Source organism: Marinomonas sp. S3726 (assembly GCF_000967665.1).
GTDB lineage: Bacteria > Pseudomonadota > Gammaproteobacteria > Pseudomonadales > Marinomonadaceae > Marinomonas.
Genome location: NZ_JXYC01000024.1, coordinates 46,684 through 64,299, shown reverse-complemented (window position 1 = coordinate 64,299; position 17,616 = coordinate 46,684). Strand labels below are relative to the sequence as shown.

Annotated in this window: 23 protein-coding genes; 8 read left to right on the top strand and 15 right to left on the bottom strand. The window is 39.2% G+C overall.

What is annotated here, in order from left to right; translation table 11 throughout:
• Positions 1–69: 69 nt before the first annotated feature.
• The 3 genes from TW85_RS18000 to TW85_RS26020 form a co-directional block, all read right to left on the bottom strand.
• Positions 70–867, bottom strand: coding sequence for a phytanoyl-CoA dioxygenase family protein (locus TW85_RS18000; RefSeq protein WP_046018525.1), 798 nt, complete (start codon positions 865–867; stop codon positions 70–72).
• A 164-nt stretch (positions 868–1,031) separates the two neighbouring features.
• On the bottom strand, positions 1,032–2,618 hold the full coding sequence (locus TW85_RS17995; RefSeq protein ID WP_052702279.1) for an ATP-binding protein: 1,587 nt from the start codon (positions 2,616–2,618) through the stop codon (positions 1,032–1,034).
• Between the two features lie 45 nt (positions 2,619–2,663).
• The gene (locus tag TW85_RS26020) at positions 2,664–3,119 is read right to left on the bottom strand and encodes a DUF4157 domain-containing protein (protein WP_084616419.1); all 456 of its coding nucleotides are present in this window, start codon (positions 3,117–3,119) and stop codon (positions 2,664–2,666) included.
• A 223-nt stretch (positions 3,120–3,342) separates the two neighbouring features.
• Between TW85_RS26020 and TW85_RS17985 the strand changes: the two genes are divergently transcribed.
• Complete coding sequence (locus tag TW85_RS17985; protein WP_046018524.1) at positions 3,343–4,371, top strand: hypothetical protein; 1,029 nt, start codon at positions 3,343–3,345, stop codon at positions 4,369–4,371.
• 41 nt (positions 4,372–4,412) lie between these two features.
• Positions 4,413–5,324, top strand: coding sequence for a hypothetical protein (locus tag TW85_RS17980; protein ID WP_046018523.1), 912 nt, complete (start codon positions 4,413–4,415; stop codon positions 5,322–5,324).
• A gap of 124 nt (positions 5,325–5,448) precedes the next feature.
• Here TW85_RS17980 and TW85_RS17975 read toward each other — a convergent pair whose 3' ends face one another.
• The 9 genes from TW85_RS17975 to TW85_RS17940 form a co-directional block, all read right to left on the bottom strand.
• Positions 5,449–6,063 (bottom strand): alpha-ketoglutarate-dependent dioxygenase AlkB, encoded by a 615-nt coding sequence (locus TW85_RS17975; RefSeq protein ID WP_046018522.1) that lies wholly within the window; start codon positions 6,061–6,063, stop codon positions 5,449–5,451.
• A gap of 74 nt (positions 6,064–6,137) precedes the next feature.
• On the bottom strand, positions 6,138–6,848 hold the full coding sequence (locus TW85_RS17970; protein WP_046018521.1) for a 2OG-Fe(II) oxygenase: 711 nt from the start codon (positions 6,846–6,848) through the stop codon (positions 6,138–6,140).
• A 25-nt stretch (positions 6,849–6,873) separates the two neighbouring features.
• The gene (locus TW85_RS17965) at positions 6,874–7,788 is read right to left on the bottom strand and encodes a DMT family transporter (protein WP_046018520.1); all 915 of its coding nucleotides are present in this window, start codon (positions 7,786–7,788) and stop codon (positions 6,874–6,876) included.
• A gap of 460 nt (positions 7,789–8,248) precedes the next feature.
• Complete coding sequence (locus tag TW85_RS17960) at positions 8,249–8,734, bottom strand: glycine-rich domain-containing protein-like (RefSeq protein WP_238326251.1); 486 nt, start codon at positions 8,732–8,734, stop codon at positions 8,249–8,251.
• Between the two features lie 118 nt (positions 8,735–8,852).
• Positions 8,853–8,996 carry a hypothetical protein gene (locus TW85_RS26195; protein WP_009832587.1) on the bottom strand — a complete coding sequence of 48 codons (144 nt, stop codon included), beginning with the start codon at positions 8,994–8,996 and terminating at the stop codon, positions 8,853–8,855.
• Positions 8,997–9,254: 258 nt separating this feature from the next.
• Complete coding sequence (locus tag TW85_RS17955) at positions 9,255–9,644, bottom strand: GFA family protein (RefSeq protein WP_046018518.1); 390 nt, start codon at positions 9,642–9,644, stop codon at positions 9,255–9,257.
• Positions 9,645–9,677: 33 nt separating this feature from the next.
• Positions 9,678–10,139 (bottom strand): GNAT family N-acetyltransferase, encoded by a 462-nt coding sequence (locus tag TW85_RS17950; RefSeq protein ID WP_046018517.1) that lies wholly within the window; start codon positions 10,137–10,139, stop codon positions 9,678–9,680.
• An 11-nt stretch (positions 10,140–10,150) separates the two neighbouring features.
• A complete protein-coding gene (locus tag TW85_RS17945; RefSeq protein ID WP_046018516.1) occupies positions 10,151–10,588 on the bottom strand; it encodes a GNAT family N-acetyltransferase in 438 nt (145 codons plus the stop codon).
• Positions 10,589–10,606: 18 nt separating this feature from the next.
• Positions 10,607–11,170, bottom strand: a complete 564-nt coding sequence (locus tag TW85_RS17940; protein WP_046018515.1) for an NAD(P)H-dependent oxidoreductase — start codon at positions 11,168–11,170, stop codon at positions 10,607–10,609.
• Positions 11,171–11,335: 165 nt separating this feature from the next.
• Here TW85_RS17940 and TW85_RS17935 point away from each other — a divergent pair, with 165 nt between their 5' ends.
• From TW85_RS17935 to TW85_RS17915, 5 genes are all read left to right on the top strand, one after another.
• A complete protein-coding gene (locus TW85_RS17935) occupies positions 11,336–11,695 on the top strand; it encodes a helix-turn-helix domain-containing protein (protein WP_046018514.1) in 360 nt (119 codons plus the stop codon).
• Between the two features lie 134 nt (positions 11,696–11,829).
• A complete protein-coding gene (locus TW85_RS17930) occupies positions 11,830–12,342 on the top strand; it encodes a DUF2867 domain-containing protein (RefSeq protein ID WP_046018513.1) in 513 nt (170 codons plus the stop codon).
• Positions 12,339–12,944, top strand: a complete 606-nt coding sequence (locus TW85_RS17925) for a TetR/AcrR family transcriptional regulator (RefSeq protein WP_046018512.1) — start codon at positions 12,339–12,341, stop codon at positions 12,942–12,944. The genes TW85_RS17930 and TW85_RS17925 overlap by 4 nt, the downstream gene beginning before the upstream one ends.
• A 31-nt stretch (positions 12,945–12,975) precedes the next feature.
• On the top strand, positions 12,976–13,371 hold the full coding sequence (locus tag TW85_RS17920; RefSeq protein WP_046018511.1) for a DUF6463 family protein: 396 nt from the start codon (positions 12,976–12,978) through the stop codon (positions 13,369–13,371).
• A 207-nt stretch (positions 13,372–13,578) separates the two neighbouring features.
• Positions 13,579–13,989, top strand: a complete 411-nt coding sequence (locus TW85_RS17915) for a DUF6463 family protein (RefSeq protein ID WP_046018510.1) — start codon at positions 13,579–13,581, stop codon at positions 13,987–13,989.
• On the opposite strand, the gene TW85_RS17910 is transcribed toward TW85_RS17915, so the two are convergent.
• On the bottom strand, positions 13,986–14,762 hold the full coding sequence (locus TW85_RS17910) for a helix-turn-helix transcriptional regulator (RefSeq protein ID WP_052702278.1): 777 nt from the start codon (positions 14,760–14,762) through the stop codon (positions 13,986–13,988). The genes TW85_RS17915 and TW85_RS17910 overlap by 4 nt on opposite strands.
• A 170-nt stretch (positions 14,763–14,932) precedes the next feature.
• Between TW85_RS17910 and TW85_RS17905 the strand changes: the two genes are divergently transcribed.
• The gene (locus TW85_RS17905; protein ID WP_046018509.1) at positions 14,933–16,120 is read left to right on the top strand and encodes an MFS transporter; all 1,188 of its coding nucleotides are present in this window, start codon (positions 14,933–14,935) and stop codon (positions 16,118–16,120) included.
• Between the two features lie 67 nt (positions 16,121–16,187).
• Here the strand turns inward: TW85_RS17905 and TW85_RS17900 are convergent, their stop codons facing one another.
• Positions 16,188–16,685 carry a mechanosensitive ion channel domain-containing protein gene (locus TW85_RS17900; RefSeq protein ID WP_046018508.1) on the bottom strand — a complete coding sequence of 166 codons (498 nt, stop codon included), beginning with the start codon at positions 16,683–16,685 and terminating at the stop codon, positions 16,188–16,190.
• 152 nt (positions 16,686–16,837) lie between these two features.
• Positions 16,838–17,509, bottom strand: a complete 672-nt coding sequence (locus TW85_RS17895; protein ID WP_046018507.1) for a LysE family translocator — start codon at positions 17,507–17,509, stop codon at positions 16,838–16,840.
• Positions 17,510–17,616: the final 107 nt, after the last annotated feature.

Genomic DNA, 17,616 nt, shown 5'->3' with positions numbered 1-17,616 from the left:
TTAGAAACCACTTAAATAATTGATCTAGCTTTGAATTAAGGCTAATCAGAGAAATTAAATTCGCAGCAACTAGGCTTTTCCCAATTGATAAGCCGCTTGAAACCAAGATGGATTATCTAATTGGGCTAGTTCTTGGCTCGTTGGCAACACACTTTTATCTAAAAATTCGATCGATAAAGGGTGAGGTTTACCAATACAAAGATCTAAGGCTTTTCGCTCATGATTAAGGGCGTAATTCCCCCTATGTAGCATTTGAGCATTGAAAATAAGCAGATCTCCAGCTGAGAGCGCGATCAACTTTGAATCGGCTAGGGTTTCACTGTTCTCATGCTCGTCTAACTCGAATCTCACCTTACGCTCTAATTCTGTGTCCCAACGTTTATGAGATCCTGGGATAAGCTCTACCCCAGTTTCATCTAACAAAGGAATACGTACATGCAGGCTTAACATATTGAGCAGCTCGCTTGCTTGCAGCTCATCGGCAATAGGGCTGTACTGCATATCTCTATGCCAATAAGGTAAATGCGCTTTGTTTGTGGGATTAAAGAAGAGCTGAGTATTATGAAAATACAAACCTTCACCAAACAAAGCATCCAAATACTGGGTGAGCTTAGTAGGTAAAATCGCATTGAAAAGTGCGAGGCGTTGAGTCTGTGATTGCTCAAAATATCCAGCATGAGTAAGAGAGTGCATATTCAATAATTTGTGTTCGAATATGAGTGCTTCTTTGCCATCACGCCACTGTAAAAAAATAGGATCAACCAAAGCGGTTAAATGAGCGATTTCCTGCGAATTAAAGAAATTTCGCAAAATAAAATAGCCTTGATCCTCATACTCTTTGGCACTGCTTAATTCAGCTTGTTTCATGCTCTCTTAAATCTCTAGCGTTAAGTGATTCCATCATGAAATGAAAGCATCAGACTGTAAACTGTTTTAGTTTAAGACCGCTATAAAGCCAAACTCTTTTAGAGCTAAGCTTTATAGCGTTAAGCTGCTCCAGAATTAACTTTTATAGAGTTAAACAGGACTCATTAAAAAGGGCTTCTGCCTTTAGATAAAATGCGAGAGTCACCACTGGCTTCTAATTCCTTACCTATACCAGTTTCTAAATCCATCAGCTTTATGTCAAAAACGGGTTCAGCCTCAGTTGCTAACTGAGAAGGCTTTCCAAGCTGAGGCTTAATATGCGCTCTTCGAATAGACTGCATTGAGGCATAACGCACCACATTCATAATACTCGCCCCAGAAAGTGGATACTTGTGCGCGAGCCAAGACAGGTCGATTTTATCTTCTAATTTGGCTTTAGCAGAGAAACCTTTTTGCCATAAGCTCAAGCGTTCTTCAGGGCCTGGCAGTGGAAAATATATGATGGATTCAAAACGCCTTAAAAAGGCCTCATCAAGATTATCTTTAAGGTTAGTCGCCAAGATAGCCACACCATTAAATGCCTCTATTCGTTGTAGCAAATAGGCCACATTTTGATTCGCAAACTGATCGTTAGCACTCATGGCACGATTACGTTTTCCAAATAAGGCATCGGCTTCATCAAACAACAGGATCCACTTTTTATCTTCTGCCATATTAAAGACTTTGGATAAGTTCTTTTCGGTTTCACCTATATATTTAGACACCATTAAAGACAGATCAATACGGTAGACATCATGCTGAGTTGCCCTACCTAATAGACTTGCTGTTAAGGTTTTACCCGTGCCTGGTGGGCCATAAAATAAAGCGCGGTAACCTGGGCGAATCTTGCCTTCTAGCTCCCACTCTTGCATCAGTTGTTCACCATAAAAAATATGATATTGAATATCTGATACCTGTTTCATTACGGCCTCAGGCAAAATCAGATGCTCCCACTCAAGATCTGTAGAAAGATATTGAGCCGGAAAATCATGACTAGATTCAGGCCTAAAAGCACGCCCAGTCGTAAATCGATACAAGGCGGAATCAGTCAGATTGATAGGCATCTGCATGACATTATTCGCTTGCTCTAAATCTAAGGCGAGTACCTGATTTAAACTGCTAATCTCTAAAACCTGTCTTTGAGATAAAGCATGCTTATCTTTTTGTACCAAGGCTTGTAGCCAATCCTGAATATGAAAATATGTTTCTAATTCTGCGCCAGATAAAATAAAAGCAAGGGTCGCCCCTGTTGCATAGGGCCTATCGTTATAAAGTTGAACACCAAACTCAAAGTAAGCCAAACCCGTCACCTCATTACGCATTAACAAGGCATCATATAAATCAGGCTTAATATCACTGGCTAGGGCCAATATTAGAGCCAGCCTTGCTTGCGTATCTAATTGATACTCATGAATAAACTGAGCATAGGAACGACTTGTTTCAACACCTGAGTTAGCGTCATTATGAGCCTGATTAGTAAGGTTAAACACAGGCGGTTTTGGCAAATAAATATCTGATTCTAGCCCCCCTTTTCGGCTCCCCTCTTCCTCTTGTTTTAGCCTTTTAAAATACGCGGCTAAACGTGCTTGTATCATGGCAGCACACCAAGTGAACTCTTGGGTTAAATCCGTTGCATTAGCGTAATCAGGCACCTGATTTATCGATGCAATATTAGGGTATTGAACTCTGTCTGAGGTGATTCTACTTCTCATAACAACCTATCTTTTAAAAGCCAATAACTAAATAGACACTTCGAACTAGGGCAGTGTCTTCAATGAAGAGACATGTCTATTTCTTTGAGAATGCCTGCCATGATTCACACCAGCATTAAGAGCAAGTTGGCCAAGCTTGGTAGCATGCTCTTCAAGCTTAGGGTCATCGTTCACAGCAACCCCATTTACCTCAGTTGTCGCTTCTACCATGCCCCACATTTGCTGTACCACATGCCCTAATTCATGGGGCAAATGATGCTCTTGTCCTAACGCTAAATAAATTTGATTACCTTGAGCATAGCCATGGGCCTGAACTAAAGCGGGCAACGGCGACGCATAATGCACCCGCACTTGATTTAGGTTTAAGCCTGTTAACTTTTCCATACCAAGTTTTAAATCCGTGGGTAACCTAACCCCAATAGAACGGGCAGGATAATGTGTTGGCCATTCCGCCTCTTTCTTAAAAAGCCGATGAAACTTGCTCGCCCATAAGTCGCACATAGCGCCTCCTTAAACCATTAAAGCTTGGCTAATTTAGCGCTAAATAAATCTAGCTACTGGGCTTAAACACTTAAGAATTCGGCCGAAAATCGGACACTCAAATAGCATTTATGAACACACTGGTAAATACCGCAGTTTGCATCATTTTTGCCGCTCCCCACTTTTTATATTCAATTAGGGTTAGGCCAGTCATCTTTAGCGAAACTAACTTAGGAGAAATGGAATGAGTGACACTCAGACAAATCATCTTGCTTCTGCCCAAGAAGCTCACGTCCAAGAAAAAAACATTGAAGAAACACAGGCCCAAGAAGCACCTACTGCCCAAAGAGTAGAAAATACGGCTCTCCCACTTGCGAATATGGGCAGCGAAATCGGCACTACAGCTCAATTATCAGCAATAGAAAGCCAACCGGAAAATCCAAGTTATATTTATGTGGCAGGTAAACTTAGACCTCACTTTCCATCCCGTGGTTTGGAGAAAGAGTACGATACAGCCGCACAAACACTGGGCTTGAACCCAAGAGATTTTAATAAGATCTTTACCTATACAGAAAATGGTCATCACCCATTTCGTTATATTGCAGAACAAGTAAGTTGGATATTGAGCGTCGGTGGCCAAGATGTGTATGTACTATTACCTAATAGCAATGATGAGCTTGATGAGTTTATCGACTCTCTTACCTTTGATTCTGACAGTAACCTAGCAGATGAAACCTACTCAGTTGCCATTGGCATTAAAGGCCCATTAGCACCAGAGCAGCTCAGTAATGACAAACCATTGCCTATGGTAATGTGCCATCACCTTTATCACTTCACCACAGCGCAATTACAAAATGAACTCAAGGCGGGCAATACAACCACTATTGCGATCAGCAATGTTTTAGATGCCTTGACCAAGCAACCAAATACAGGGGAAAGCGACTTTGATCGCGCAAAAAACTTTGCCGCCTTTCGTTACCCTAGTATCTATGCCATTAGACAGCCTGCTAATCATTCCTCTAGCAGTTCGTCTGGCCACTCATCTAGTCAAGGCTCCTGTTATGCTGACAACAGCTCAGATGACGATCAATTTTTAGAGAATCTCGCCTTACAGCATTCTAATGTGGCACCGGGACGTAAAATAGTTGATATCATTTTAACCTACCAAAAAAATATCAGTGGTCGTAAAACCAGCTTTTACGCCAGCATAGATGTGACTGACCTATATCCCTTCTTACACAGCAACCTAACGACTTACATTCCAACGAATTAAGCCTAAATATGTAGCGATAACGCTTGAGAAGGAGAAATTAAATGATGAACAAAATGAATGCTAGCCAGCTAGGGTTAGCCAATCCTGCAGCATTAGATTTTATTTATGTGGGCGGATTTATTCGGGCTGAGTTTGATAATTTGGGGCTAGAAAAAGAGTTCGAGCGTAACTTGGCTTCAAGTGATGATCACGAAGATAGCGCCCTTTTTATGCCTGAGGATATCCCCCATGCGCTTAACAAGAAGAACTGGCAAAACGACAGAGCTTATTGTCTGTATAAGCACCTTTCGAACCCTAAAAACCGCTATATTGCCAGAGAGATGAAATGGTCAATCATCAATGCTTATCGGGATAAAATGTACTTGTTAGAGCCAAATGCTCAGCAATTAAATGCGCTCATCAGTGCTCTTAAACCTAATGAAGATAAGAGCTTAAGCCGAAGAGACAGTAATACAGAAGCTTTGACTCCAATAAATATCATAGGCGCTTATCAATTAGGCTCTCATGAGGCCATACCTAAGGTTAAAATTCTAAAAATAGACACAATAAGGCCCCTTGATATCGTCAATAAAATCCATGCTATTCACGCTGGTTTTAATGACAAAAAGCTCAAGAAAGTGATTACGGACATGATCTCGCTTGCCGGAAACAATGGCGATACAGATCAGGATAGAGCGCTAAATTATACCCTTAAGTACAATTTAGAAGTCTATATGGGCGCCTATGAGCTTATCTATAACCATGCTAATAGCCATTCAGATAGAGAAGTTGCCCAGCTCAATAATGTAACAGTTCTCACTGAAATTTGTGGCGAGCGTAAAATTGCCAAGGTGATTTTTGACTTTCAGAATGTGCAAAATAGTATTGGCCAACATTGGTATTGTGCGATTGATGTCACGGATGATTATCCCTTCTTACTAACCAAGTTCAGGCGTTATCTACCGAGATACTAAACAGAGTTAGCCAGCACAAACGAAAAGCGCCTATTGATACAGGCGCTTGTTTTTGCCCTTCTTATTAAGCTCTCTTTCATTAAATCTCTTTATTAAACTCTTTTTTTCAATGAATAAAGACGTGCTAATCATAAGTTTGTATGGTTCGAAAGGTCAGATTGACTCTAGGTCCATGATGCATTTTTGTAGGGGGTAACCTGTGTAACCAGTGGGTTTGAGTCACCCCTTTCATCACCAGTAGGCTGCCATGATCTAACACTTGAGAGATCACTTCTTTGCTGTTTTTATGCTTAAAGGCAAATTTACGTTCAGCGCCTAAGCTAATCGAGGCAATAGCACCATGGGTTTTGAGATCCTTTTCGCCATCACTGTGCCAAGCCATGCCTTCACTACCGTCGTGATAAAGATTTAACAGGCATGAATTATAGGTTTCGCCACTCTCGGCTTCTGCCATCGCTTTGAGTTCAATCAACTCTTTAGTCCAGGGCAAAGCGGTTTTGGTGGTATTTGAATAGGTATAAGTAAAGGGCCTTTCCCCATACCAAGCGACTTTACGTTTGGTGATAATCTTCTTCCCGAAGATAACCGCTTCATCATTTCTCCATTCAATTGTATTAAATAGCGCTTCAAAGAAATGATCGGCCTGAGGCAAGGACATTATGCTGCCATAGTATTCAACACTGCCATCATGGGGCAGTAATTCTCTTGGCCATTCTTCTAATTGATCAAACAGATCCATTACTTAACCCTTCACCTCTAAACAAATTAACCTATGTTTTCTTAGCTTACTTTTAGCCTATTTTTAGCTCACTTTTAACTCGCTGCATCATGGAAAATAATACCCATGGCATATCGTTCTCCACTTAACACTTCACTAATACCATGCTTCATATTCACCCTATAATACCCTCTTACTCCCTGCTCAGGTTTAAAATTCGTGGTAAATATAATCATATCGCCCCGATCTGGTGTTAGCACTATGGCTTGAGATTGGGCTCTTGGTATCTGTCTTGTCATAACAAACTCGCCGCCTTGATAATCTTCATCCTTTTGGCTTAACACAATGGCCACCTGAATGGGAAAATAGACCTCACCATATAAATCCTGATGCAGCGTATTAAAGCCTGTTTGCGGATACTTTAAGATCAAGGGCGTAGGTTTCATCTGGCCGTTCGCCTCGCATTGAGACGTTAAGCTTGGCAAATGCTGGGGAAAACGTGTTTCAAGATTCAGGCATTGCATCCAAGCATTCGCCACAGGCGCTAAATGTGGATATAGCCCTTCACGCAAGTTTTTCACCATATCGGGTAAAGGATAATCCCAATATTTATACTCGCCAAAACCAAAGCGATAACGCTTCATATCCACGGTTTTACGATACTCACTTTCATTGTCATAACGTTTAATCAAACTCTGACATTGGCTATCTGATAAAAAGTTAGAAACGAGGGCATAACCTTTATCCTGCAAGCTATGGCAAATTTCCTGCCAATCTAATTGATTAATTTGCTGATTCAAATTCATATCACACCTTTAGCTTTAACGGCGACTACCTAGAAAAGAAGCGCCACAATCTGCCATCGATTGCAGATAAGCCTAAAGCAATTAACCCCATGCCAACAAAATGTATGACCTCAAAGGATTCATCTAAGAAAAAATAACCCAATAAGATGGCAGAAACAGGAATTAATAGGGTTACTAGCATGAGGTTGGTCGCCCCCGCAATTGCCAATATTCTAAAATAAAGCACATAGGCGATCGCAGTCGAAAATACTGCTAAAGAAATAACAGATAGCCAGCTCGTCATTTGCGGAAGTGCGAAATTAATAGGACCGTCGAAGAAAAGAGCAATAGGAAAGAGCACTAAACTAGAGCCTGTCACTTGCCCTGCTGCAGTGATAATAGGGTTAATTTCCATCTGCTTAAAGCGTCGACCAAAGACCCCAGCAAAAGCATAAGATACGGTTGCGAGTACTATCGCTAATTGAGCAACTAAACCACCCGCCCCAGCTAACGCAGGCAAACCTATCATGATGACAACCCCCATAAAGCCAATGAGAATACCCACAATTTTTAGCAGACTTGCTTTCTCATCGGGTAATAAAAAGCCTGCCACGGCAACAGCAAAAATAGGGGTAGCCGCATTTAAGATAGAAGCTAAGCCAGAGGCTAACTGAGTTTGCCCCCATACTATTAAAACAAAAGGCACCACATTATTCAGTAGACCCATGCCTAGAAACGCTAACCAAACCTTGAACTCCTTAGGAGGCTTTAACCCTAAGATAAAAACGATGATCCAAAGGGTCATAGCAGCAATGCCAACCCTTAATGCCACTAAAGTAAGGGGCGGAAAGTCAACTAGTGCAACCTCTACAAAGAAAAATGAACCTCCCCAGAGTACAGAGAGCAATATCAAGGCTCCCCACACAGTCAGGCTCATTGACGAAGTGATTCTTGATGTCATCCATAAACTCCTAAAATGAATTGTGCTGACATCAAGTTAGCAAGTATCAATGGGTAAAAACATCTGATTCTTGCCTGCTATTTCTTAAAGGCTAATTTACTTAGATAAGAGATAAGCGTTAATACCTTTGGCTAAAGGATGAAAAAGAACTAGCAAGTTGAAGGGACACAGAGAATAGATGTCCCTATAGGGGAATTTATCTATTAATACTGCTAAACCAAAGCCAAAGCTCACAATAGAGGTTACTGAAAAGAAATTAGAATAATAAAAACTCCCAACTTAGATAAGAGCATCATCTAAATAAAAGGTTTTTATCATATTAACTTTTCAGTCTATCTATTTATCAATATATTTTTCTAAAAGTTTCATTTGAAAATATTTTCTAAATAAAATATTTAATAAAACCTTAATAAAAGACCTCAATAAGGCAGGTTATTAAAAACCTTAGAAACAGAAAAAATTATTCAACATCTTTAGCAATATCAACGTTAAATTCTTTTTTAAATAACATCTTAGTATTTTCAAAAGCCATTTCTAAATGTTTTCTATCTTCTTCATCCCGGGAACCGAAATAAGGGAAGTGATGTAAATAATGGCCAAATATGGCTTGGCAGTCTTGCACATATTTTCTGGTATCTAATATATGGTTATGCCAAACAGCATCTATCGCAAGAGTGGGCGAAATGTTGGTATCGTATTTTCGAATAAGATAGAGATATTGACGGTATTGATTAATGGCAAATGCAGCATCTTCTTCATCCCAAAGAAGCCCAAGATCACCGGCACACTCTTCGTCTGTCATCTTGAAAAAGATCATAGACATATCCATATTGAAGATATATTCCTTGATCTCCTCTAAACTCTTTAGTTTTGGTACATGAGGAAATGTAAGAGGTAAACCCACATCATCTTTTAAGTCTTTAACATCAAATTCTTGAAATTCCATTTTATTACCTGCCAACTTAATATATTTCAATTTCATTAAGAATAATGAATATAAGAAGAAAGCACCTTATTGAATTCCCTATAAAACAATAAGGCGCTTAAATATTTAACGCTAAAAGCTACTTAGGTGTGTGTAAACACAACTTGCCACAAAAGGCTTTCTTATCACTTTCTAGCTTCATTTTAAATTGTGTTTTCTTATCACCTTTTTGAGCAGTTTGGAAAAAGGCTTTTTTAGCAAGACTAGCATTTACTTTGTTCATAACTATATTCCTTCATAATATTTTTATATTGTTTTCCAATCAAATGGAAATATTATGTAAGCAACACAGCCAATAAGTGTCAAGTCATTAGACTAATAAAATATAAATTTAATCAAAAAAGATATATGTAATACAGCGTAATTGAAAACATTTTATATAAGGAGGATTGTTTTAAATATTTATTTTTCCAACCTACCTTATAATAATTAATATAAAACAGGCTTATATCCAATAAAATGTGAATAGTTTAATTCATAACTATTCAAATTCGAGATGCTCCAGTAAAGGGCTATTAATTTCGTACCAATTCGCTTTTTGTGATGTCCAAATATGGCCAATCTCTTTACTAGAAATATCATCATCAAGTGAGCCTAGTCGTAAAATAATATGCTGTGTGCCCTCTCTTTTTGCATAAATCTGGGTGCCACAATTTGCACAAAAGTGCCTAACTTTACCTGGAGAAGACTCAAACTGACTTAGCTCTCCCGCACCAGATAACCGAAAATTAGCTAATGGCACTGACGCAACACTTGAAAACGCGGCACCATGAGCCTTTCGACAAGTAACACAATGACAGTGAACGATATCACCTACTTCGCCCGAAATCTCATAAGTAACATTGCCACAAAGACAGCTTCCTTTAATCACCTACTCTCTCCTATTAACACGCTTAAATACACATTACTTAGTTAATGTTTTGACCATAAAGATACTTAATGGATCGAGTTGATACTCGCCAAAAGGTTCACACTCGCGATAGCCTAAAGACTTATAAAGACCGATCGCCTCAGGCTGATAAATACCTGTTTCTAATCTGGCTATTGGAATACCGTCTTGAATAAGAAATTGATGTAAATGCGACATAATCACTTTTGATAGGCCCTTTCCCCTTTGTTTCTCAGGCACATAAATACGCTTAATCTCTCCGTAACTGTCCTTTGACTTAAAACGCTTTACCGCCCCTATAGCGGCGAGCTCATCCTCTAAAAATATGCCGATCAAATCCGTACTATCATTTAATAAAGTAGACTGAGTTTCCATATGATTACTCTCATCAGGGTAGAGAGCTTGCATGTATAAATCAGATTCATTTAAAAGATGCTGAACATCTGATCTTATCTCTGTAATTTTTCTGATTTCCATACACTTTCTCCTTATCCAACATATTCATAATAAAGATCAAATTCATCTTCATGAGTTTGTACAAAGCCACTGTTTTGATAAAACCTATTGGACAGGCTTCCTTTCAAAGCGCCTAAACGCAAAGCTAAGCCCTTTTCTTTCGCTAGGTCGATAACTCTAGTGAGAGCCTTTTTACCAAGCTGTTTATTCTGATGCTCAGGCTTAATATATAAATGATCCAACCAAATATGATCTGTATGAGTTCGTAGGACATAAAAACCAAGTAGCTCCCCCTCAAAGGTAAGCTTTATCGTATCTTGTGGGATAAAAGTCTCTAAGAATCGATTCCTCACTCTGTTTTCATCAAACCGCCCTAAGGCGACTAAGCTGGGCTTCATAGCCAATGCTCTTATTTCAGCTAAGGTTTGTGCATCTTGAGGCTGAGCCACTTGATACTCTGCGTCTTCCATTCCCTTTATTCCTCATCATTAAACTGCTTTTTCTAAGGCTTTAATCCGCTCTTTTAACTTTGCGCCATAGGCACTTGCTCTTTGGGTGACATCTTCCTTTTTATTCACAATATCTGGTATGTATAACATATTGCCACTGGCCATAGGCGATAACCAGTGCATGCCGCAAAAGGCTGCCGTTTGCTGCAAGGGTGTTAGCAAGGTTTCAATACTAAAGTTGTTATGGCCACCCTCTTGATAAGAGGTTATCTCTCCTCCTAATGTTGTTGAAATAAGTAAACGTTTTCCTTTCAATTTGTCTCCATTACGGCCATATGCAAAACCATAAAGCAGCACCTGATCCATCCATTCTTTTAAAAGTCCAGGTACGCTATACCAATGGATAGGGAATTGAAAAATAATCAAATCAGCCTCAACCAATGCCTGCTGCTCATTTGCGACGTCAATTTTAAAATCAGGGTATAGCTGGTAAAGGTCACGTACTTCCAAACCTTCTATCGAATTTAGGCTTTCCACTATGGCTTGGTTAGCAATTGAGCTTGTTGCCAGGTGTTTGTGGGCAACTAAAACGAGGGTTTTCATCTACTTTCTCCAATCTACTTTTTCAATCTAATGTCTTCAATATATGACTATGAATTTCTCTTGCGAGAGCATGAGCTTGGGAGCAGAATAAACAAAAAATTTGGCCAACATAAGAAGGCACTTTTTAAGTACTCAGTACCTTTTTGTATACCTTTGGGAGTAAAAATGCCGCACACGGATTATGACTGTAACCTTGGTTGCCCAGTAGAAAGAGCTCTCGAAATCATAGGAGGGAAATGGAAAGGCGCAATTCTTTATCACCTGCTAGATAGCAGTAATCAAGATACTTCAATTCGCTTTAATGAACTGCGTCGTATCATGCCCAACATCACCCAAAGAATGCTAACTAAGCAGCTAAGAGAGTTAGAAGAAACAAAGCTAATTTCACGCACAGTTCATCCTGAAGTACCGCCTAGGGTCGAATATGCCATGACAGACTATGGCAAAACATTAGCGCCAGTTATTGAGTCCTTAAGGATTTGGGGCATAAGCCATCTAGACAATAATGACACTAGCCAAAATTAGTATCTAAAAGCGATTTGTTTTTTTGCTTTACAAGCATTCAAATTTTATCTAACATTTTATACATACCATACAGTATGGTATGTATTGTTTTATATTTAAGCTTCATACCATCTATAAAATACAAAGGAATTACTATGGCTTGGCTTTTCTCCAATATTCAAACCTTAGATGAACCTAAACAGGATAAGCTTGCAGATAAGGTTGAAGGCCACTATTTTCGTGATGCCCTTTCAATGCCTCTAAACAACCCATCTTTGAGTCCAAGCCAATTACAACACGCCATTTTTGCACACATGCCTAGCTGGGTTTCTAAGTTAATGAGAATTCGTAATCGAATAGTTAAATTATTTGGTTTTGAAGTTGGCGCAGATAACCTAACACCAAGCAGCGACGAGTTAGCAATAGGTGATAAAGCAGGTTTCTTAACTGTCATTGAAAAGACTCAAGATGAGATTATTTCTTATGCCGAAGACAAGCATATGATCTTCTATATCTCTGTATTAAAACAGGCTGATCAAGTCATCGTTTCTACCTTAGTTAACCAAAAAACATTGATAGGTAGGCTCTATGTCAATAGCATTTTGCCTTTCCATTACATCATCGCACGTACTGTGATGAATAACGCGCTAAAAGCTAAAAGATTATGAATACAACAAAAACGAAAAAAGACTTAAATAAAGCCCAAACAGGCAAAAACAAAGAGAGTAAAAGTAGCCAATTAGACTGGCTAGAATTTGCACTAAAAGTGTTAATCAAAAAAGGCCCTGAGTCTCTAAAGATCATTCCTTTATGCGAATTAAAAGGCGTAACCAAAGGCTCCTTTTATCACCACTTTAATAATCGAAACGCTTTTATTGATGCTCTGATGACACATTGGTATGAAAAGATGACATTAGATTTTATCAAGCAGGCAAACACAGAAGACTCACCACTTGAAAGATTAAATAAACTGGATCAAGTCATCGCAGGACAAAACATTGAGGCAGAAATGCACATACGTTCCTGGGCATTAAAAGAGCCGAGTATTAGCGGACACTTAGAAAAAATAGACCAGCAAAGACAAGGCTATTTAGCCCAATGTTATGCCGAACTTGGCCTTCCTAAAGAAGAAGCAGAAGATATCGCATTAATGGCCTATGCCAATTTTTTAGGCATGCAACAGATACATCCAAGACCCTCTATCGAAACCGTATTAAGAGTCACAGCGATGGCATCTCAAGCTTTTTTGCCAATGCCCAAGGATAACTGATTTTAAATTGAAACTTTAAGGATAGAAAACCATGAAATATTCAGGATATTACCTAATCGCAACAGGCATACTTCACAGTGTTATTGGCTTAATTTTAGGTTGGGAAACGCTCTTAGCCATGCACCAAGATAATTGGTTGGCCAGCACCATGGCTGGCGATCAGATATTGTTTGATCGTGAGGCAATTTCTTGGTTTTTACTGTCAGGAATTTTCTGGATTCTATTTGGCATCATGCTTCAAAAAGCGTTAGATGAAGGCTTTATTCCTCCCGTTTCCTTAGCTTGGGGCTTTATCCTAATAGGTATTATTGTCGCCATCATAATGCCTGTATCAGGCGCTTATTTCTTTATTATTCAAGGCATTGTTCTGCTGCTTGGCTGCAAGTCAAAAAAGCGCCTTAGATCATTAGCAATTAACCTTTCTTAATTACATAAGATGAATCTAATTTATATCTTATCTATGTTTTTTTAGATATGTGCTTAAGCTTTGACATGCTAAAATATGCGCGCTTTATTTCGAGCGTTCAAACATGATTTTTTGTATTTTGTCGCTAAGCTTAAAGACGAGTTGTTCTAAATAAAGTGAGGGAATTTATTACCTCACTTTAACAGGTATAAATGAGAGGAAGTTAAGATGAAACTAATGAAATATTCAGGCTACTACCTAGTTGCAACAGGTATATTTCATTGCCTAATAGGAACCTATTATGGCTGGCAATCTCTGGTTAATATGCACAACGACCATTGGTTTTCGAGTATTTTCATCAATGACGAACCTATATTTGACCGTTTAGCTATCGTCTGGTTCTTGATCTCAGGGGTCATGATGATAATGCTGGGGTTATTCCTACAAAAAGCCCTCAAAGAAGGTTTTATTCCTCCATTATCTTTAGCTTGGGGCTTGATAATAATAGGTATTATTTTGGTTTTTCTTTCTCCTTTTGAAAGCGCTTATCTACTCCTTATTCAAGGCTTTATTCTACTGTTCGGCATTCCAGACCTTATCCATCAAAGAGTTGAAGAAAGCTTGCAAGAGAGTAACTAATCTACAAAATATGAAGCAGGGTTTATCCCAAACGCCTGCTTGAAGGCATAAGTAAATGCAGAGGGAGATTGATAACCTACCTCTAACGCAACCTGAGTAACTGGCAAACCTTGCTCTAACAAGTTAATTGCCTCTAATAAACGCACTTTTTGCCGCCACTCTTTAAAACCCATCCCCACTTCTTTGGTAAAAATTCGAGTAATAGTACGACTTGATAGGTTAAGCGTTTGAGCCCATTCCTCTAGGCTCATTGCATTACTTGGGGTATGAATTATCTGCCTAACTAATTCGGCTAACCGCTTATCTGAAGGGATTAGAATTGATAAAGCACTATCCGCCTGTAAACTTAACTGATCAATCAAAACTTGCGTGAGTCGCTTATCCTTATCATCCAACTCTTTATCTTCATGAGTCATTTCACCCACAGCTAAAATCAGTTCACGCACTAATGGGGTAACGCTTAACACCTTACTCGTATCTCCAAGAGCCGAAACCGTATCAGGCCTAAAATACACGCTATGAAAATGCGCTCCTACAGGCACCCTTACCCTATGATCACAGTTCGGTGGTAACCAAATCGCCTTTTGCGGTGGCACAAACATAATTTGATTCTGGTACTCAACATTTAATACCCCACTTGAGGCATACATAAGCTGATACCAGATGTGTCGATGCAATTGCCCTTTGTATCCTGCTGGCATGTCGATCTGATGGGTAAGAACGAATTTATCACCTGCGTTTTCAATTTTTTCGTTCGAGGTTAACTTGGCCATAATCTTTCGCTTTGTGATTTAGTGGGCTTTTTTATTTTATTTACTTTCATTGCTAACACTCATTCCAACATTGTCCGTTTATCGATATTGATCGTCATAACATAGAAAGTAAGACTAAAAAATAACGAATAGACTGTCTCATATCAATTTATTTCAGAAGAGATTAGACAATGTTAATCAATAGAAATGCTTATTCTTGGCAAACTCCCAAGCATCTCCTCATGCTGGTATCTATTATCGTACCTATGGCATTTGCTAGCTGGCAGGCACTACTGAATAACTTTGTTATTGAAAAAGCACATTTTACCGGCGCCGAAATTGGCTTATTACAAAGTGTGCGTGAGATCCCAGGCTTTTTAGCCTTTACCGCCATCTTTGTGCTCTTATTTTTAAGAGAACAAAAGTTCATGTTGCTCTCACTCGTGATGCTCACTTTAGGCGTGGCGATTACGGGCTTTTTCCCTTCGGTGGCAGGGCTTTTATGTACTACCTTGCTAATGTCTATCGGCTTTCATTATTTTGAGACCTTAAAGCAGTCTTTATCCCTGCAATGGCTCACAAAAGAAGAAGCGCCAGAGGTATTAGGCAAGCTTATTTCCGTTGGGGCGCTTGCCTCACTCATTACCTATTCTGGGCTTTGGGTTTTATTAGAGATATTCCAACTTGAGTTTAAGTGGGTGTACCTTATTGCTGGCAGCCTCTCACTAGCCATAGTGCTATTTATCTGGCTAGCCTTCCCTAACTTTGAGGCCAAGGTGCCACAAAATAAAAAGCTAGTGTTGCGCAAACGCTACTGGCTCTATTACGCCTTAACCTTTATGAGCGGTGCGAGACGTCAAATCTTTGTGGTGTTTGCAGGCTTTTTAATGGTAGAAAAATTTGGTTATTCTGCGTCAGATATAACGCTTTTGTTCTTGATCAACTATGCCTTTAATTGGTTATTTGCGAAAAAAATTGGCAAGTTGATTGGACACTTTGGTGAACGTAATGCCCTTATTTTTGAGTACCTAGGTTTGATACTGGTATTCGTAGGTTATGCTTTTGTGGATTCGGCTATCATGGCAGGTAGCTTATATGTGGTAGATCACTTGTTCTTTGCTTTGGCGCTGGCGATTAAAACCTACTTTCAGAAGATAGCAGACCCAGCGGATATGGCCTCGACTGCTGGCGTGTCTTTCACTATCAGCCATATTGCAGCGGTCGTGATTCCAGTGACCTTTGGTTTAATCTGGCTTGTTTCCCCTGCCAGCGTATTTTTAGCGGGAGCCGCTATGGCTGTTGCCTCATTGGTATTAGCTTTTAATATTCCAGCCAAACCAGATGAGGGTAATGAAGTACGTCGATTTAAATGGGCATAAAAGAAAACTAACACGCACACCCAAAATAAGTATCAACTAGCTTGGCTTATTTTGGGTCTTCCATCGCCTAATTAACATCTATCTTGGTAGAGTCCATTTTTTTGATTACGGCTTTTTGAAGAATCAAAGTATTGGGATAAGTAATTAGATCATCACCTCGCTTTATCAATACATGAAACAAAGCAATCTCAACTATCACACCACGAATATCATCATCTTTATCCACAACTTGAATATGATCCCCTACTCGATATGGAAAACCAAAGAAGATAATTAAACTCGCTGTAATATTACTCAAAATGGACCATTGAGCAAAAAGCGCCACGCCAAGAACAGCAAATAAAGAGGATAAAAAGATAGAAATTTGAGAGTACTCTATGCCTAAAAAAGTCACGAGTAATATCAGGTAAAAAACGATTAAAGAAAGACTTAACGTTTTGGAAATATATTTAATTCGATAAGGGCTTACCGAACGGCTGATACCAATTTTTTCGATGGTTTTAGTGGTAATACGTATGCTTATAAAGAGTGCTAATAGAATGACTGATGCAATCAGGGTATTCATTTAGATTAAACCTTTTATTCATGCTAAGCGTTATCAAAGATGATCAATCTTAGTCCTAATTTTATGCTCTGAATAGATCAAAAATTAGAAAATTGGCGAATAAAAGGCTGTTTTAAGAGTGCTTTAAAGGCGAGCTTTATAGGCGTGCTTTATCAGTCTTCAATACCTGCCACTTCACCCACAGCAATGAAGCTACCCATGCCCAATAAAATCGAGCCAGAGACCTTATCCTGTATTACTTGCGCATTCTTATGCTTTAACAACCAACTGGCCACCTTGCTGGATGACACGGCCACTAAAATATCACACGGCAAGGCTGTTAATGCTGCAATCATACCTAAAACAAAAAGCTGTAACGCAATCGGGCCTGATTCAGGCACAACAAATTGTGGTAACAAAGCGATAAAGAACAAGGCGGTTTTTGGGTTAGTGACTTCAACAATAATACTTTGGATGAACACCTTTTTAAGAGGCATGCTTTTTGTTTTTTTAACAGGCAAGGCTTCATCATCAGACTTATCTTCAGAGCTAGAAGCAGAATGTGCACGCCAGTAGTTCACCCCAAGATAAATAAGATACAAAGCGCCAATTAACTTCACCATCATATACAGGGTCGGCGAATGGCTAAACAAAACTGATAAGCCTAAAACAGCAGCAGCCACATGGATTAAGCTGCCAACACCTAGACCAGCAGCGGCCACTAAGCCACCTTGTACACCTTGCGCAATGGACCTTGCCATGACATATAAATTAGATGGGCCAGGAGAGAGGCTCATTAATAATGAGGTTAGAGTAAAAGCTAATAAAATTTCGATTGATGGCATTCATCGCCCTCCAATAACATCATGATCAGAACATCATTTTCTGAACCTGATCTAATAAGAAAGAATGAAGGTTATCTGAGAAAATAAAATTAGTTAAATTAATATTA

Bases quoted from the DNA above. Each gene is read 5' to 3' on its own strand.
- TW85_RS18000 (WP_046018525.1), bottom strand. From the start codon at position 867: ATGAAACAAGCTGAATTAAGCAGTGCCAAAGAGTATGAGGATCAAGGC.
- TW85_RS17995 (WP_052702279.1), bottom strand. From the start codon at position 2,618: ATGAGAAGTAGAATCACCTCAGACAGAGTTCAATACCCTAATATTGCA.
- TW85_RS26020 (WP_084616419.1), bottom strand. From the start codon at position 3,119: ATGTGCGACTTATGGGCGAGCAAGTTTCATCGGCTTTTTAAGAAAGAG.
- TW85_RS17985 (WP_046018524.1), top strand. From the start codon at position 3,343: ATGAGTGACACTCAGACAAATCATCTTGCTTCTGCCCAAGAAGCTCAC.
- TW85_RS17980 (WP_046018523.1), top strand. From the start codon at position 4,413: ATGATGAACAAAATGAATGCTAGCCAGCTAGGGTTAGCCAATCCTGCA.
- TW85_RS17975 (WP_046018522.1), bottom strand. From the start codon at position 6,063: ATGGATCTGTTTGATCAATTAGAAGAATGGCCAAGAGAATTACTGCCC.
- TW85_RS17970 (WP_046018521.1), bottom strand. From the start codon at position 6,848: ATGAATTTGAATCAGCAAATTAATCAATTAGATTGGCAGGAAATTTGC.
- TW85_RS17965 (WP_046018520.1), bottom strand. From the start codon at position 7,788: ATGACATCAAGAATCACTTCGTCAATGAGCCTGACTGTGTGGGGAGCC.
- TW85_RS17960 (WP_238326251.1), bottom strand. From the start codon at position 8,734: ATGGAATTTCAAGAATTTGATGTTAAAGACTTAAAAGATGATGTGGGT.
- TW85_RS26195 (WP_009832587.1), bottom strand. From the start codon at position 8,996: ATGAACAAAGTAAATGCTAGTCTTGCTAAAAAAGCCTTTTTCCAAACT.
- TW85_RS17950 (WP_046018517.1), bottom strand. From the start codon at position 10,139: ATGGAAATCAGAAAAATTACAGAGATAAGATCAGATGTTCAGCATCTT.
- TW85_RS17945 (WP_046018516.1), bottom strand. From the start codon at position 10,588: ATGGAAGACGCAGAGTATCAAGTGGCTCAGCCTCAAGATGCACAAACC.
- TW85_RS17940 (WP_046018515.1), bottom strand. From the start codon at position 11,170: ATGAAAACCCTCGTTTTAGTTGCCCACAAACACCTGGCAACAAGCTCA.
- TW85_RS17935 (WP_046018514.1), top strand. From the start codon at position 11,336: ATGCCGCACACGGATTATGACTGTAACCTTGGTTGCCCAGTAGAAAGA.
- TW85_RS17930 (WP_046018513.1), top strand. From the start codon at position 11,830: ATGGCTTGGCTTTTCTCCAATATTCAAACCTTAGATGAACCTAAACAG.
- TW85_RS17925 (WP_046018512.1), top strand. From the start codon at position 12,339: ATGAATACAACAAAAACGAAAAAAGACTTAAATAAAGCCCAAACAGGC.
- TW85_RS17920 (WP_046018511.1), top strand. From the start codon at position 12,976: ATGAAATATTCAGGATATTACCTAATCGCAACAGGCATACTTCACAGT.
- TW85_RS17915 (WP_046018510.1), top strand. From the start codon at position 13,579: ATGAAACTAATGAAATATTCAGGCTACTACCTAGTTGCAACAGGTATA.
- TW85_RS17910 (WP_052702278.1), bottom strand. From the start codon at position 14,762: ATGGCCAAGTTAACCTCGAACGAAAAAATTGAAAACGCAGGTGATAAA.
- TW85_RS17905 (WP_046018509.1), top strand. From the start codon at position 14,933: ATGTTAATCAATAGAAATGCTTATTCTTGGCAAACTCCCAAGCATCTC.
- TW85_RS17900 (WP_046018508.1), bottom strand. From the start codon at position 16,685: ATGAATACCCTGATTGCATCAGTCATTCTATTAGCACTCTTTATAAGC.
- TW85_RS17895 (WP_046018507.1), bottom strand. From the start codon at position 17,509: ATGCCATCAATCGAAATTTTATTAGCTTTTACTCTAACCTCATTATTA.